Source organism: Paenibacillus sp. GCM10028914, assembly GCF_042666275.1.
Classification (GTDB): domain Bacteria; phylum Bacillota; class Bacilli; order Paenibacillales; family Paenibacillaceae; genus Paenibacillus_AQ.
The window spans coordinates 364057-378325 of record NZ_JBHTFO010000012.1; the positions used below are offsets into that span (position 1 = coordinate 364057).

Genomic DNA, 14269 nt, shown 5'->3' on the forward strand with positions numbered 1-14269 from the left:
GTCATTCCTCCACCCGTAAATGGCTGTTAGATATTAATACTCAATATTACAATTCTTCCACGATGATATTACTATTCGTATATACACACACTTCTGAAGCAATTTGAAGCGCTTCTCGGGCTATATCTTTTGCCTCCATATGTCCAGCATGCCGTTTTAGCGCACGTCCAGCAGACAACGCAAAATTGCCGCCAGATCCAATAGCAAGCACATCATCATCAGGTTCAATGATTTCGCCTCCACCGGAAATAAGCAGCATCCCAGTCTTATCCATGACAATCATCAGCGCCTCCAGCTTCCGAAGAATCCGATCTTGGCGCCAATCTTTAGCTAATTCAACAGCTGCACGCTGTAAGTTTCCATGATGCTCCTCTAGCTTACCCTCGAACTTCTCAAACAATGTAATTGCATCCGCCACAGAACCGGCAAAACCGGCGACAACTTGTCCCCGGTAAAGACGGCGCACTTTTTTGGCGGTCTGCTTCATTACAACACTTTCCCCGAATGTTACTTGTCCATCCCCAGCAATGGCTGCTCTGCCATTATGCCGCACTGCACAAATAGTCGTCGCGTGAAAAGTCATTTCCATGATGGCGGACCTCCTTATTTACGGATTATTAATGGGTGTTAAGGTCATTTGAGTTGATAAATCCGCGAACCTCTTCAAGCGCTCTATTCGCAAGCGCCTCATTCTTTTCTCTTTTGTTACGAATGCGAGTTTCTAAACTTGGTAAAAGACCAAAGTTTGCATTCATCGGTTGGAAATGCTTCGGATCTGCATTCGTAATGTAATGTGCCATGCTACCGATCGTTGATTCCTGCGGGAATACCAGACCATCAAGTTGCTGAGCAGCTCTTGCAGCATTAATACCTGCAATAAGACCAGAAGCTGCTGACTCCACATAACCTTCAACCCCGGTCATCTGACCTGCTAGATAAAGATTAGGGCGATTTTTCACCTGATAAGTTGGCTCAAGCAATCTTGGAGAGTTCACGAATGTATTGCGGTGCATAACACCATAACGAACGATTTCAGCATTCTCAAGACCTGGAATCATTGACAATACACGCTTCTGTTCACCCCATTTCAAATGCGTCTGGAAACCAACAAGGTTGTAAAGCGTTCCAGCTGCATTATCTTGACGAAGTTGAACAACAGCATAAGGAAGTTCTCCAGTGTGAGGGTTCACGAGCCCTACCGGTTTCATCGGTCCAAACAGGGCTGTCTGCTTCCCGCGTTTCATCATAACTTCAATGGGCATGCAACCTTCGAAGTAAATTTCTTTTTCAAACTCTTTCAGCTCTGCCACTTCAGCATTGACAAGCGCGTCATAAAAAGCATCGAATTCTTCCTCTGTCATTGGACAATTCAGATATGCTGCCTCACCCTTATCATAACGGGAAGCAAGATAAACTTTGCTCATGTCAATGGAATCTTTCTCGATGATCGGAGCTGCTGCGTCATAAAAGTAAAAATAGTCCTCTCCCATTAACTTTCGGATTTCCTCAGATAAAGCGGGTGAGGTTAACGGTCCTGTTGCAATAACAACAATTCCCTCTTCAGGTATATGCTGAATTTCTTCATTTACAACTTTAATTAGGGGATGATTATGAAGAGTATCGGTTATTTCTCCAGAAAAACCATCGCGGTCTACAGCAAGTGCTCCTCCCGCTGGAACAGCATTACGATCGGCAGAACCAATAACCAAGGAATTCAGCATTCGCATCTCTTCCTTTAGCACTCCTACCGCATTCGTCATTCCGTTAGCTCGGAGTGAATTACTGCAGACAAGCTCAGCAAATTTATTCGTATGATGAGCCGGCGTCTTTACGACTGGCCGCATTTCATATAAAGTTACTGGTACCCCGCGGCTTGCAATCTGCCAAGCAGCTTCACTTCCCGCGAGCCCAGCACCAATAACGGTAACTCTTTGTGTTTCTGTCAAGTTAATAACCCCCTGTATGCCTTACAAATCCTCTGTTTCGTCTTGCTCTTCAACTATTTCCGAGTGGTCACAAGATGTGCACTGCAATTTGATGCCCTGCTTGCTCTTCTTCTCGACCATCAAACTGCTGCAATTTGGACATGGCTTCAATGATGGTTTATCCCATGATACAAAATCACATTCCGGATAACGATCACAACCATAGAAGACACGACCCTTTTTGCTGCGGCGTTCAACTACATGACCCTCTTTACACTTCGGACATGCTACACCGACATCTTTTACAATCGGTTTCGTATTTCTGCATTCCGGAAATCCCGAGCAAGCGAGGAACTTCCCGAATCTTCCGAGTTTATAAACGAGTGGTTTACCACATTTCTCGCATATTTCATCGGAAACCTCATCTTCAATCTCAATTTCCTTCATTTCTTCCTCAGCTACTTCAAGCCTTTTCTCAAAGGACTCATAGAACACACCTAGAACCTTAACCCAATCCTCTGAACCTTCCTCCACATGGTCAAGATCCTCTTCCATATTGGCTGTAAATTCAACATTCAGGATTTCAGGAAAGAATTGCTCCATCTGTTCGATGACGAGCTCTCCAAGTTCTGTTGGTACGAATTTCTTCTCCTCGATAGCAACGTACCCACGCTTCTGAATAGTTTCCAGTGTCGGTGCATACGTACTCGGACGTCCAATCCCTAGCTCTTCAAGCGTACGAACCAAACGAGCCTCAGTGTAACGTGGTGGCGGCTGTGTGAAATGCTGTTTAGGTTCGATCTCGTCTTTCTTCAGTTCATCCCCTGTATGTAACTCCGGAAGGAACTTTTCTTCCTCTGTCGTGCCATCGTCATTGCCTTCCACATACACCTTCATAAAGCCTGGAAAGCGAACTTTCGAGCCTGTTGCACGGAACACAGTAGGCCCAGCAATTACATCGACAGAAAGGGTGTCAAGAACAGCCGATGCCATTTGGCTAGCTACAAAACGCTCAAAAATCAATTTGTACAAACGAAGCTGATCCCTGCTCATAAACGGTTTCATGCTTTCCGGATCACGGAGAACAGAAGTTGGACGAATCGCTTCGTGGGCATCCTGTGCATTAGCAGCTTTCTTCGAATAATTTCTTGGGCTCTCTGGTACGAATTTCTCGCCGTACTTACCAAGTATATATTCCTTCGCTTCATCCTGAGCCGATGCTGAAATTCGAGTAGAGTCTGTACGCATGTACGTAATCAAACCTACTGTACCTTCTTTACCAAGTTCAACACCCTCATAAAGCTGCTGGGCAACCGACATGGTCTTTGCGGCCCGGAATCCTAACTTACGAGCAGCCTCCTGCTGAAGTGAGCTCGTAGTAAATGGAGCGGAAGGATGACGCTGACGCTCTCTCTCTTTAACTTCGCCAACTTTAAACGAAGCATCCTGAATAAGAGAAAGCACTTCATTAACTTCCTGCTCATTTGCTAATTCTTTTTTTGTACCGTTCAATTTTAGGAACTTTGCTTCAAACGCCGAGCCATTAACCGCAAGCTTAGCTGTTATCGTCCAGTACTCCTCAGGTTCAAACACACTGATCTCATTTTCACGGTCCAAAATAATCTTTACTGCAACAGACTGCACACGTCCCGCTGAAAGTCCTTTTTTAACTTTCTTCCATAATAGAGGGCTTATTTTATAACCCACCAGACGATCCAGAATACGTCTTGCCTGCTGAGCATTCACCAAGTCCATATTAATTTTGCGAGGTGTTTTAAACGCGTCTTTTACCGCAGTCTTAGTAATTTCATTAAATACAACACGAAGGCTTTGAGATTCATCCAGCTCAAGCGCATGGGCAAGATGCCATGCAATAGCTTCCCCTTCACGATCGGGGTCAGCCGCCAGATACACTTTTTTCACCTTTTTACTAGCATCCTTAAGTTCCTTTAAGACAGAACCTTTTCCGCGGATCGTAATGTATTTTGGATTGAAATCATTTTCGACCTCAACCCCGATTTGGCTTTTCGGCAAATCGCGTATGTGACCCATCGAAGCTTTTACGATGTATTTACTGCCGAGATATTTGCCAATCGTCTTCGCCTTGGCCGGCGACTCTACGATGACCAGTGAATCCGCCACAGGTTCATCCTCCTCTCCAACATTCAAACTTACACTAAATAATCTTATATATTGCACCAGGTAATTGGGTTATCTGCTTTTTTATGATTAAAGATAACAGAACTGAATGCAAATGTCCAAAATTCCAACGGGTTCGCGTAAGCAAATCATCTAGCGTCCCCGGCCCCTGTTGCAACATATGGTATATTTCCATTTCGTCTTTTGTCAACCCGCCAGTAGCATATTTATGAGAAGAAGTGTCATGTCGCTCGTCAAAAGAGCTGTTATTTTCCGTCTTGGGCAACCATGATATGTACTCTTCCAGAATATCTTGAGCACAAGTTACCAACTTAGCACCTTGCTTGATCAAATCCAGTGTTCCATGGCTCTTGGGTGATGTAATCGGTCCAGGAACGGCAAATACATCCCTTCCGGCTTCCAGAGCAGCATCCGCAGTAATTAGCGAACCACTTCTCACATCTGCCTCGACTACCAACGTCCCTAATGTTAGTCCGGCAATAATACGGTTTCGCATTGGAAAAAATCCCGGATGCGCCTTTGTGCCAGGAGGATACTCAGACATAATGAGCCCTTTCGTCGCGATCTCTTCATATAAAGAACGGTTTTCCGGAGGATATATAACATCTATACCAGCTCCGAGAACAGCAATCGTTCCACCACCGCATCGCAGCGCTTGCTCATGAATTACACTGTCTATTCCGCGCGCCATACCGCTTACGACGATCAATCCAGCCTTACACAATTCCTCTGTTAACATGGAGCCAACCTTTCGACCATAGGCAGTTGGTACACGTGTGCCTACGATAGCGATTCCCGGTTGTCTCAGCAGCTGAACATTACCTTTCAAATATATAACCCAAGGTGCCTGAGGAGATGACTTTAACATGTCAGGGTATTCTTCATCAAGTGCAGTAATGATCTGACAGTTATTCACAGACAGAATTCGACATTTATCATCCACCAATTGTTTCAGATCAGTAGTTAATTTATTAGCTATTTCAACTGTCAATCCACAAGCTATCCATTCTTTTTCTTCAAAATCAAGCATATCCAAACCAAATACACCATTCACCATAAAGCGTTGGATCGTTTTCCACCCAATTCCTTCTGTCTCATGAAGGGCTACTATTAACGCACGCTCAATTAATTCCTTCATTAATATACCTCCAAATATCGTCTTAAAAACACAAAAAGCAACCCTTCATTTCCATTTCGGAAATAAAAGGTTGCTTACCCACAATATCATTTATAACAAGGCATTCTTAGTGTGTGGTACACAAATTCAGGATACCTTTTTCCTCTAGTACACTTACTAGAGTCGAACCCATCTCAGAAGGAGTAGGAGCGACTTTAATTCCGCAAGCTTCAAGAACTGCCATTTTTTCTTTAGCTGTTCCTTTTCCTCCGGAAATAATAGCACCAGCGTGCCCCATCCGCTTTCCTGGAGGCGCTGTTACACCCCCGATAAAGCCGACAACCGGTTTCGTCATATTAGCTTTAATCCATTCAGCTGCTTCCTCTTCCGCTGTACCACCGATCTCACCGATCATAATAACAGCGTGAGTCTGAGGATCTTCGTTAAACAGCTTAAGGATATCGATAAATTCTGAACCTTTAACAGGGTCACCACCGATACCTACGGCAGAGGATTGTCCAATACCGCGAGTAGTCAGCTGATGAACCGCTTCATAAGTCAACGTTCCACTTCGGGAAACGACGCCTACATGACCTGGCATATGAATGTAACCAGGCATGATTCCGATCTTGCACTCACCCGGTGTAATTACGCCAGGACAGTTCGGACCGATTAAGCGAGTCTTCTTACCTTCCATATAACGTGCAACTTTAACCATATCCAGCACCGGAATACCTTCGGTAATACAGATAACAAGCTCCATCTCCGCATCGACAGCTTCCATGATGGAGTCAGCTGCGAAAGCCGGAGGTACATAGATAACACTAGCTGTAGCACCCGTTGCAGCTTTAGCTTCTTCTACTGTATTAAATACTGGAAGGCTTACAGTCTCACCATTCTCCAGCGTGATATCGACTTCAGTTCCGCCTTTGCCCGGAGAAGTTCCTCCGACCATTTTCGTACCGTAATCGAGTGCACCTTTTGCATGAAACAGTGCCGTTTTACCTGTAATCCCTTGAGTGATTACTTTTGTGTTTTTATCGACCAAAATACTCACGATTGATTCACATCCCCTATTGTTATTTGAAAATGAAAGCAACCGCACGGCTGGACTATTCGCCCTACGTGCCATGCTCCTTCAGGAATGAATATTACTGAACGAGTGAAACGATTTTCTGTGCTCCATCAGCCATGGAGTCAGCAGGTACGATATTCAAACCGGATTCAGCCAAAATCTGCTTACCCAAATCAACGTTTGTGCCTTCCAAACGAACGACCAACGGACGAGTAAGACCAAGTTGTTTCGCAGCTTCTACAACACCGGAAGCAATAACGTCACAACGCATAATTCCACCAAATATATTAACGAAGATACCTTTAACCTGCGGATCGGATAAAATAATCTTGAATGCTTCCGTTACTTTCTCCGTTGTTGCGCCGCCCCCTACATCTAGGAAGTTAGCAGGGTCTCCGCCGTAATATTTAATGATATCCATCGTAGCCATAGCAAGACCTGCTCCATTAACCATGCAGCCGATATTGCCATCTAATGCTATGTAACTCAGATCATACTTAGAAGCTTCGATTTCCTTCTCATCTTCTTCTTCCAGATCACGCAATTCCTGAATGTCTTTATGACGGAACAACGCGTTGGAATCAAAGTTAAGCTTGGCATCAAGAGCCATGACATTTCCATCACCGGTTACAACTAATGGATTAATCTCAGCAATCGAGCAGTCTTTTTCTACGAAAGCAGTGTACAATGCGATCATGAATTGTGCTGCTTTACCAACCAGCTCTTTCGGAATATTGATAGCATAAGCTAATTTGCGAGCTTGGAACATCTGCATTCCAACCGCTGGATCAATAACTTCCTTAAAGATTTTCTCAGGCGTTGCTTCAGCAACTTCTTCAATCTCCGTGCCGCCTTCTTCAGAAGCCATCATAACAACGCGTCCGGTTCCCCGGTCCACAACAACGCCGATATAATACTCCTTGCGAATATCGCAGCCCTCTTCAATAAGCAAGCGTTTAACTTCTTTACCTTCTGGTCCAGTCTGGTGAGTTACCAGCACCTTGCCCAGAATTTCTTCGGCATAAGCTCGAACCTCATCAAGATTCTTGGCCACTTTAACGCCGCCTGCTTTACCACGTCCACCTGCATGGATTTGTGCTTTGACAACGGTTACTGGACTGCCGAGCGATTGTGCCGCCTCAACTGCTTCCTCTACCGTAAAAGCTACCTTGCCGTTAGGAACGACCACTCCATATTGCTTCAGTACTTGTTTTCCTTGATATTCATGGATATTCATTCTGGAATCCTCCTATCAACATGACTGGAACAAGGCCTATTACACCTATATATACAAACCCAAGCTATTGTACCATGTTTTTAAAACGCTTACCTTAAAAAGTTCACAACTTATCCACAGCTTTTTGATATGGATATGATTCCGTCTAGAGAATGCTTGGGAATTTATGTTAAATAATAGAAAGAAAACATTATAATAAGGTGTTTAAAGAATTATCTTCTTCTTATTCTTTTGATTATGGAATAGATAGCAAATGCCTATATACAATTATCTCCATCAAATCCCCTCTATCTTCCCTCTTAACTTTTATTGACTTTATTAACTCCTACTTTTACAATACGAATTATCATAGCGAAAATAAGGAAGCACCTTTTTTCGAATATTAGCCAAACCGGTACAGCACCGGCAGGTTAAATTCAGAAAGCAGGTGTTTTTTGATATGTATGGGAAACTGCACAGCGCCTGTCTATATGGCATTGACGGGGTTGTTATTCAAGTTGAAGTTGATCTAGCGAACGGCCTTCCTCAAACCTCTATCATTGGTCTACCTGATTCCTCCATAAGAGAATCCGTTGAACGGGTCAGAGCTTCTATTAAAAATTGCGGATTTACCTATCCCATGCAGAGGGTCACGGTGAATTTGGCTCCTGCTGATCTGCGCAAAGAAGGCTCTTCATTTGACCTGGCTATTGCACTAGGCATCTTAACCACTAGCGAACAGCTTATATTAACGTCAGCGGATCGACTATTAATGATAGGGGAACTTGCTCTCGATGGAAGCCTCAGACCTGTTACTGGAGTCTTGTCCATGGTGGAGCGGGCCAAACGCGAAGGGTTTCAGGGAGTTCTCCTCCCACAGGAGAATGCAGCAGAAGCAGCATTAATCGGAGGAATGAATATTTACGGAATCAGCCACCTCAGGGAGCTTATTGAAGTAGAGATAGCGGAGACAAGTAACCAGAGTGCAAAACTAAAGAAAAATGATATTAAGCCTAAAGAGGTCTCATTATCTCGTTTGCTTTATAGGCCTGAATCGGTAAAAGTCGATATTGTTAAGGAAAAATGTGATGAGATTTCACACGAAGATTACTGCGATGTGCTCGGACAACAACATGTAAAACGTGCTTTAACCATTGCAGCTGCAGGTATGCATAATATTTTGCTTATTGGTCCCCCGGGAACCGGCAAGACTATGTTAATCAAGCGTCTTCCTTCCATACTACCAGCGTTAAGTGAACAGGAATCGTTAGAAACAACCAAAATATTCAGTGCAGCAGGTAAGCTCAAACAAAGTGAAAGCCTCCTGCGAAATCGCCCCTTCCGATCACCGCACCATACGATTTCCGCTGGTGGACTCATTGGTGGTGGCACGATCCCGAAGCCCGGAGAGGTTAGTCTAGCACATCGAGGCATATTGTTTCTGGATGAGCTCCCAGAATTCTCGCGTAACGTATTAGAAGTGTTAAGACAACCCTTAGAGGATCGAGAGGTGACGATCAGCCGTGCACGAGCCGTGTTTACCTTTCCCGCGCGATTTATGCTCGCATGTTCTATGAATCCTTGTCCGTGCGGTTATTACGGAAGCGATCATCCTCATCAACGATGTAGTTGCAGCTTGCAGCGAATCGCTCAATACCGTGCTAAAATATCTGGTCCGCTGCTTGATCGTATTGATCTTCAAGTAGACGTTCCGAGACCCAAGGAATGGCCGGGTGCAACAAAGCCGTTGTCCTCAGAGGAAATGAGGCTTAAGGTGAACGAAGCTCAAAGCATTCAAATTGCACGTTATCGTCATATGTCATTTCGCTGGAATAGCGAATTGTCCGGCAGCGCTTTGCGACGTTTCACGAAACTGGACGCTCCTGCAGCCGATCTCCTTCATTCCACACTGGATATGTTAGGACTAAGTATGCGTGCATATGACCGTATTCTCAAACTAGCCAGAACGATAGCCGATCTTGAAGGTGAGACGGCGATCAGTTTCGACCATGTAGCCGAGGCCATCCAATACCGGCAGTTAGACAAACAGACGATTAACACAGATGAAGTTATGTATTAGATTCGATCTCCTTCTGATCTCATTGATGCTTTAGATAAAATATGACTCTCCCACTGTATAAGCCAATGACATCTCATGATTTCCGTAAATTTAACGATCAGATCATTCGTTTGTTACATTCTCAACAACAAGAAGGAAAAGGATCAGGACGATGGTTTGTCGTTTGAAACGGTTTAAGAACGGATTAAATAGAGATGTTAAAAGCCTGAGGTTCAAAAGGTCCCAACAGGACCCCGAACTTCAGGCTTTTTCTATATTATCAGCATAAAGACCACTGCATTTAATGAAGTCACACTTACTTAAAATGCCTGCTCAATATGTTCAATCGATGCGACTGACATGTCCGGGTTAAGAATAACGGCCACCACATCAAAACGAATAGGGACATCGTAGCTCTTTCTATAATGAAGATATTGCTGAGCCGTATTGCGAACTTGTGAGATTTTTCGAAAGTTAACTGATTCGGAAGGTGTGCCGAACGTAGAGATTCCACTTCGACTGCGAACCTCTAGGAATACGAGCGTCCCCTTGTCGTCCGCTATGATGTCAATTTCTCCTGTTCGATTCCGCCAATTGCGTTCCACGATACGGTACCCTTGTTCAATCAGATAGCACACTGTAGCCTCTTCTGCCAGGGCTCCTTTTTGCTTACGGGTATCCTTCTTACCGTCTGAGGCAGGACTCATCACATTCGGCTCCCTTCCTTCGCAACATTTTCTGCCTGGTACACATAAGTCAGAACTTCCGCCACCAGCTGATAGAGTTCAGGAGGAATCTGCTGATCCAAATCAAGCTTAGAAAGAACCTCCACCAGCGCTGCATCCTCCTGTACCGGTACACCATGCTCCTTAGCCCGTTCTAGGATCGTGTCTGCAAGTTTACCTTGTCCCTTCGCGACGAGGATCGGTGCATCACTTTCTTCTGGGGCGTATTTGAGAGCAACTGCTTTTTTCATAGCTAGAGGCGTTTCAGAATCTTTTCCCTTCATATTCTGTAATCCACCCCTTTATAAGTCTGCGGTGTATATTCAGACGCCGTATTCCCAGTACTATGATCCATACCTGACTCCGAAATCTCTGGAAATGGGCTTGTCTTCATACTGAGAAGCTGGTAGCCAATCGATTCAACGCCGGCAGCCAAATCGCTTTTTCTGGATTCAAACAGCTCTGAAACCCAAGGCTGGTCATTACGCAAGTTTAGGCTTACAATCCGATCCACAACATGAACATCAATCACCGTTGGTCCTAGATGCTTCATATCCAGGTCAAACCACAAGCGACAGTTCGTAGCATCAAGCTCTCCCTTTCTGCCTCTTCGGGATTGAATATGTACTGAGGCTGTTTGCTCTCCATCTGATCCATGAAGTGGAATGAACATCGTCACTTGTGCAAAGGGAGCCGTTCGATCCGTGTTTAATAGCAGCTGCTGCCCCGTCATATGCTGTATGAGTTGTCCCACAGCTTCTTTTAGAGCAGGAGGAATATCATTACTTGCCGATAGCTGGAGTAGTAGACCCTTTAACGTTTCCTTCACATCAGTTGAGCTATTACCACTTAATGCTCCAGCGTTGTTCGAAGGCTGCAGTGTACCCAGATCGGTCTGATCTACTGCATTAGCGGACACTGCCAAATTAGAAGCAGAACCCTGAGCACTATTAGCAGTCTGCACCTGAAAAGCTGAGCTTACAGAAGTAGATTGGGCTGCTTGGGTTGCCGTATGGGTAGACGTCGCTGTCTGGGAACTGCCTATCTCTTGAGCACCGCGCTGAGCTGTCTGTGCGTTCGGTATAGTCCCAGTCTTATCTTGAGCGGTATTTACCGCACCTTGAGCTACTGGCGCCGTAGAAGGTTCCCTGAGCGCTTCTGCGGCGATGTTAGGGCCGGCGCCCGATCCCCCGCCAAGCGGATTCGGGCTTCCGGCTTGCCCGGCGGCAGCAGTGCTCGCCGCCGCACCCTGCGCGGGTGGCTGCGCCCCGCCGCGCAAGACCTGCTGCTCGTGCTCCGCACCGAGCAGCTTGAGCAGCCGCCCTACCCACGGCTCTGCACCGTGGGTGGGCGGCTTCGGCGAAGGGCCTGCGGCCCCTTCGCCCGGCTGCGCCGCCTGTGCCATAGGCGGCGCGCTCTCTGCCGCCGGCCCAGTGGCCATGGCGGCTTGCCCTGCTGCCGGCGGCATGGCCGTGCCGGCAGTCCCTTGGGCCGGCTGAGGCGTTGCGGCGCCGGCCCAAGGGGCTTGCTGCGCGAGCTCGCCGCGCAGCTGCGACAGCAGGCTCTGCAGCTTCGTTAGCAGAGCCTGCTGTCCACTGCGAGCCCCATCAGCAACAAGCGACGGTCTATCTCCCACGCTTGTTTGCAACGCTGGCTCCCCAGCTCTTTCCGCATTCACCGCTGGCATATTGGCCATTCCTTCATTTTTCCCATTCACCATACCGGTCACCAGAGTGTTTCCTGCACTTTGTCCTGCTTGTCCTTTATTTGACTGCTGACCTTGCAGTGCTTCGCTAAGCTGGTTCTCGAGCGACTGAAGCAATTCATGCAATTGAGGACCAAATACAGCCTGATGCAATCCCTTAACACTCTCGGCAGTGATTGGTAATCCCCGTTGGAAAGCAATCGCCGAGGACTCAATCCATTCAGTTAATGGTACTTGAGGAGGCTTCACAGCAAGCATTTCTTTAAACTGAGCTATATTTTCTTTCGTTAATGGAATTCCAACCATCTGCATACCTCGAATCATTTCCCGATTTTCTTTCGTATCAGGAAGATTCGCGAACTCAAGCACTTCTACCATCGAAGATGGTGTTAGTGTCTGATTGGGTGATTGACCTAGCGGTTTTAGTACAACTGCTCCTTCCTCTCCTGGCGGCTGTACTTGAAGAAGTGCCGTCTCCCCTGCTTGCAGCGGTGTTTCCAGCTTTGCTTTCACTTGAACCCCTTGTATTTGTACAATAGCTTCCTGTCCATCCTCTGATACGTTCATGACAACACCGCGAACAACCTGACCTGGCTTCATATCCAGTGTCTTGCTCTCGCCCGCTCTCTGTTCACCAAGAAGCCCTCGAATCAAAGATCCGATGTTCACGATCTGTTCCTCCCTAAGCATCTATTTCCTTATATATCGGCAACAGCCCGCCTTTTTGCAAGGCGGGCTGTGCAATAAACTTAAAATAAGGATAACTGCTCAAACTCGAAATTCTTCAAAAAGCTCCGTCGATGCAACGGTGTTGGGCCAAGTATCCCTAACTGTTCACGATGCAACTTCGTCGCATACCCTTTATGTATCGCAATACCGTATTCCGGGTAAGCATCATTCCAAGCTCCTTCGCATAACCGATCTCTCGTTACCTTGGCTACGATAGAAGCCGCCGCGATCGATTGACTGTTAGCATCCCCTTTTATAATAGCTAATTGCGGAATAGGAGAATCCACCTTCTCCGCATCCACCAACAGAAATTGTGGAGTTATGCTAAGCTGCTCTAAAGCTATCTTCATTGCCAATCGGGCAGCTTGTTTAATATTAATTCGATCAATCGTTTCTGCATCAACCTGTCCTACACCTACAGCGAGTGCATTTTCCATGATCAAGTCGTACAAAGCATCCCGCTTTTTGGCGCTGAGTTTCTTGGAATCATTAATCCCATCCAAAACCAATCCCTCAGGTAAAATAACTGCCGCAGCAACCACATCACCGAACAGACACCCTCTGCCCACTTCGTCAATTCCTGCAATATAAGAATAATCTGTCCAATACTCACGTTCGTATGATAATAAATCTAAATCACTCATCATTAAAACTCCTTGATGCCTGCTTAATAAGGCTAACTATTTCGAACTTCAAGTTACAAATACCATCTACCTAATCTATCAATCTATGAATCAAATCATATCATATGCAGCGGAGGACAACCACCTGTTACCCAACTTTTAAGTAAATATAAACATGCTGTACTCTCGTTACCATAACAAAAAAAACCACCATAATGGTATTATCCCCTTTTAGTAGACAAGAGAAAAAAGACATCTGGTAAGATGGACTTAATCTTGTTGAACGGAGGGGATTTTTTCATGGCCAAAAAGGGGCAAACTTTCCGGAACTACTCCTTGGAGTTAAAAATGGAGGCAGTTCGGTTGGTGAACGAAGAACATATGAGCATTCGTGAAGTGGCAAAACGTTTAGATATTCGAAATAAATCTCAAGTACAAAGCTGGGCGGCAAAATATAAAACTGAAGGGATTTTGGAACCCACCACTTCAAGACGTGGACGTCCTAAAACGAAGTTCGCTAGCGTTGAGGAAGAAATGGCTTACCTGCGAGCGGAGATTGAATATTTAAAAAAGCAGTATCCAAATCTACACAAGGAGTGACGAGCAAAACAGCCAGATTTGAAATCATAGAGGGTTTGCGAGTACGCCATTCGCTTACATGGCTTTTGAAGTTAGCTGAGGTTTCCCGATCGGGCTATTACAAATGGAGGAACGCTAGGCAGAACGCAAATGAACGTAAACAGAAGGAAAAAGAATTGGAATCACATTTAATGGCTATCCACCGAGTTCATCCTTACTTCGGCTACATTCGAATGGCGGTAGCCTTACGCAGAGAAGGCCTTCTCGTCAACCATAAAAAAGTATACCGCCTGATGAAAAAATTAGGAATCTGTTCCGTCATTCGAAAGAAGCGTCGGTTCTTTGGTAGTCAAGTT

The 14269-nt window shown here is 45.6% G+C and carries 13 protein-coding genes; 3 read left to right on the forward strand and 10 right to left on the reverse strand.

Annotation, left to right across the window (positions count from 1 at the left end; all coding sequences use genetic code 11):
- Positions 1–46: 46 nt before the first annotated feature.
- The 6 genes from hslV to sucC all read right to left on the reverse strand — a co-directional run bounded on the left by hslV (position 47) and on the right by sucC (position 7514).
- Positions 47–589, reverse strand: coding sequence for an ATP-dependent protease subunit HslV (hslV, locus tag ACFQV5_RS11935; RefSeq protein WP_379246965.1), 543 nt, complete (start codon positions 587–589; stop codon positions 47–49).
- Between the two features lie 28 nt (positions 590–617).
- Complete coding sequence (gene trmFO / locus ACFQV5_RS11940; protein WP_379246967.1) at positions 618–1946, reverse strand: FADH(2)-oxidizing methylenetetrahydrofolate--tRNA-(uracil(54)-C(5))-methyltransferase TrmFO; 1329 nt, start codon at positions 1944–1946, stop codon at positions 618–620.
- A 21-nt stretch (positions 1947–1967) separates the two neighbouring features.
- Positions 1968–4067: a type I DNA topoisomerase gene (gene topA, locus ACFQV5_RS11945; RefSeq protein WP_379246969.1), complete on the reverse strand. Its 2100-nt coding sequence runs from the start codon at positions 4065–4067 to the stop codon at positions 1968–1970.
- Between the two features lie 34 nt (positions 4068–4101).
- Positions 4102–5223 (reverse strand): DNA-processing protein DprA, encoded by a 1122-nt coding sequence (gene dprA, locus ACFQV5_RS11950; RefSeq protein WP_379246971.1) that lies wholly within the window; start codon positions 5221–5223, stop codon positions 4102–4104.
- 106 nt (positions 5224–5329) lie between these two features.
- Positions 5330–6259, reverse strand: a complete 930-nt coding sequence (sucD, locus tag ACFQV5_RS11955) for a succinate--CoA ligase subunit alpha (RefSeq protein ID WP_379246973.1) — start codon at positions 6257–6259, stop codon at positions 5330–5332.
- Between the two features lie 94 nt (positions 6260–6353).
- Positions 6354–7514, reverse strand: coding sequence for an ADP-forming succinate--CoA ligase subunit beta (sucC, locus tag ACFQV5_RS11960; protein WP_379246975.1), 1161 nt, complete (start codon positions 7512–7514; stop codon positions 6354–6356).
- A 439-nt stretch (positions 7515–7953) separates the two neighbouring features.
- Here sucC and ACFQV5_RS11965 point away from each other — a divergent pair, with 439 nt between their 5' ends.
- A complete protein-coding gene (locus ACFQV5_RS11965; protein ID WP_379246977.1) occupies positions 7954–9573 on the forward strand; it encodes a YifB family Mg chelatase-like AAA ATPase in 1620 nt (539 codons plus the stop codon).
- A 299-nt stretch (positions 9574–9872) separates the two neighbouring features.
- Here the strand turns inward: ACFQV5_RS11965 and ACFQV5_RS11970 are convergent, their stop codons facing one another.
- From ACFQV5_RS11970 to ACFQV5_RS11985, 4 genes are all read right to left on the reverse strand, one after another.
- Positions 9873–10259, reverse strand: coding sequence for a YraN family protein (locus ACFQV5_RS11970; RefSeq protein WP_379246979.1), 387 nt, complete (start codon positions 10257–10259; stop codon positions 9873–9875).
- Entirely contained in the window at positions 10259–10561 is a 303-nt protein-coding gene (locus tag ACFQV5_RS11975; protein ID WP_379246981.1) for an EscU/YscU/HrcU family type III secretion system export apparatus switch protein, read from the reverse strand. The genes ACFQV5_RS11970 and ACFQV5_RS11975 overlap by 1 nt, the downstream gene beginning before the upstream one ends.
- On the reverse strand, positions 10558–12651 hold the full coding sequence (locus ACFQV5_RS11980) for a hypothetical protein (RefSeq protein WP_379246983.1): 2094 nt from the start codon (positions 12649–12651) through the stop codon (positions 10558–10560). The genes ACFQV5_RS11975 and ACFQV5_RS11980 overlap by 4 nt, the downstream gene beginning before the upstream one ends.
- Before the next feature lie 80 nt (positions 12652–12731).
- Positions 12732–13355, reverse strand: a complete 624-nt coding sequence (locus ACFQV5_RS11985; RefSeq protein ID WP_379247025.1) for a ribonuclease HII — start codon at positions 13353–13355, stop codon at positions 12732–12734.
- A 279-nt stretch (positions 13356–13634) separates the two neighbouring features.
- Here ACFQV5_RS11985 and ACFQV5_RS11990 point away from each other — a divergent pair, with 279 nt between their 5' ends.
- The gene (locus tag ACFQV5_RS11990; protein WP_379246985.1) at positions 13635–13934 is read left to right on the forward strand and encodes a helix-turn-helix domain-containing protein; all 300 of its coding nucleotides are present in this window, start codon (positions 13635–13637) and stop codon (positions 13932–13934) included.
- The coding region (locus ACFQV5_RS11995; RefSeq protein WP_379246987.1) for an IS3 family transposase at positions 13931–14269 on the forward strand (339 nt) is incomplete at its 3' end. The genes ACFQV5_RS11990 and ACFQV5_RS11995, both read left to right, overlap by 4 nt.

Coding starts and splice junctions, on each gene's coding strand:
- hslV (WP_379246965.1), bottom strand. CDS start 589: ATGGAAATGACTTTTCACGCGACGACTATTTGTGCAGTGCGGCATAAT.
- dprA (WP_379246971.1), bottom strand. CDS start 5,223: ATGAAGGAATTAATTGAGCGTGCGTTAATAGTAGCCCTTCATGAGACA.
- sucC (WP_379246975.1), bottom strand. CDS start 7,514: ATGAATATCCATGAATATCAAGGAAAACAAGTACTGAAGCAATATGGA.
- ACFQV5_RS11965 (WP_379246977.1), top strand. CDS start 7,954: ATGTATGGGAAACTGCACAGCGCCTGTCTATATGGCATTGACGGGGTT.
- ACFQV5_RS11970 (WP_379246979.1), bottom strand. CDS start 10,259: ATGAGTCCTGCCTCAGACGGTAAGAAGGATACCCGTAAGCAAAAAGGA.
- ACFQV5_RS11975 (WP_379246981.1), bottom strand. CDS start 10,561: ATGAAGGGAAAAGATTCTGAAACGCCTCTAGCTATGAAAAAAGCAGTT.
- ACFQV5_RS11985 (WP_379247025.1), bottom strand. CDS start 13,355: ATGAGTGATTTAGATTTATTATCATACGAACGTGAGTATTGGACAGAT.
- ACFQV5_RS11990 (WP_379246985.1), top strand. CDS start 13,635: ATGGCCAAAAAGGGGCAAACTTTCCGGAACTACTCCTTGGAGTTAAAA.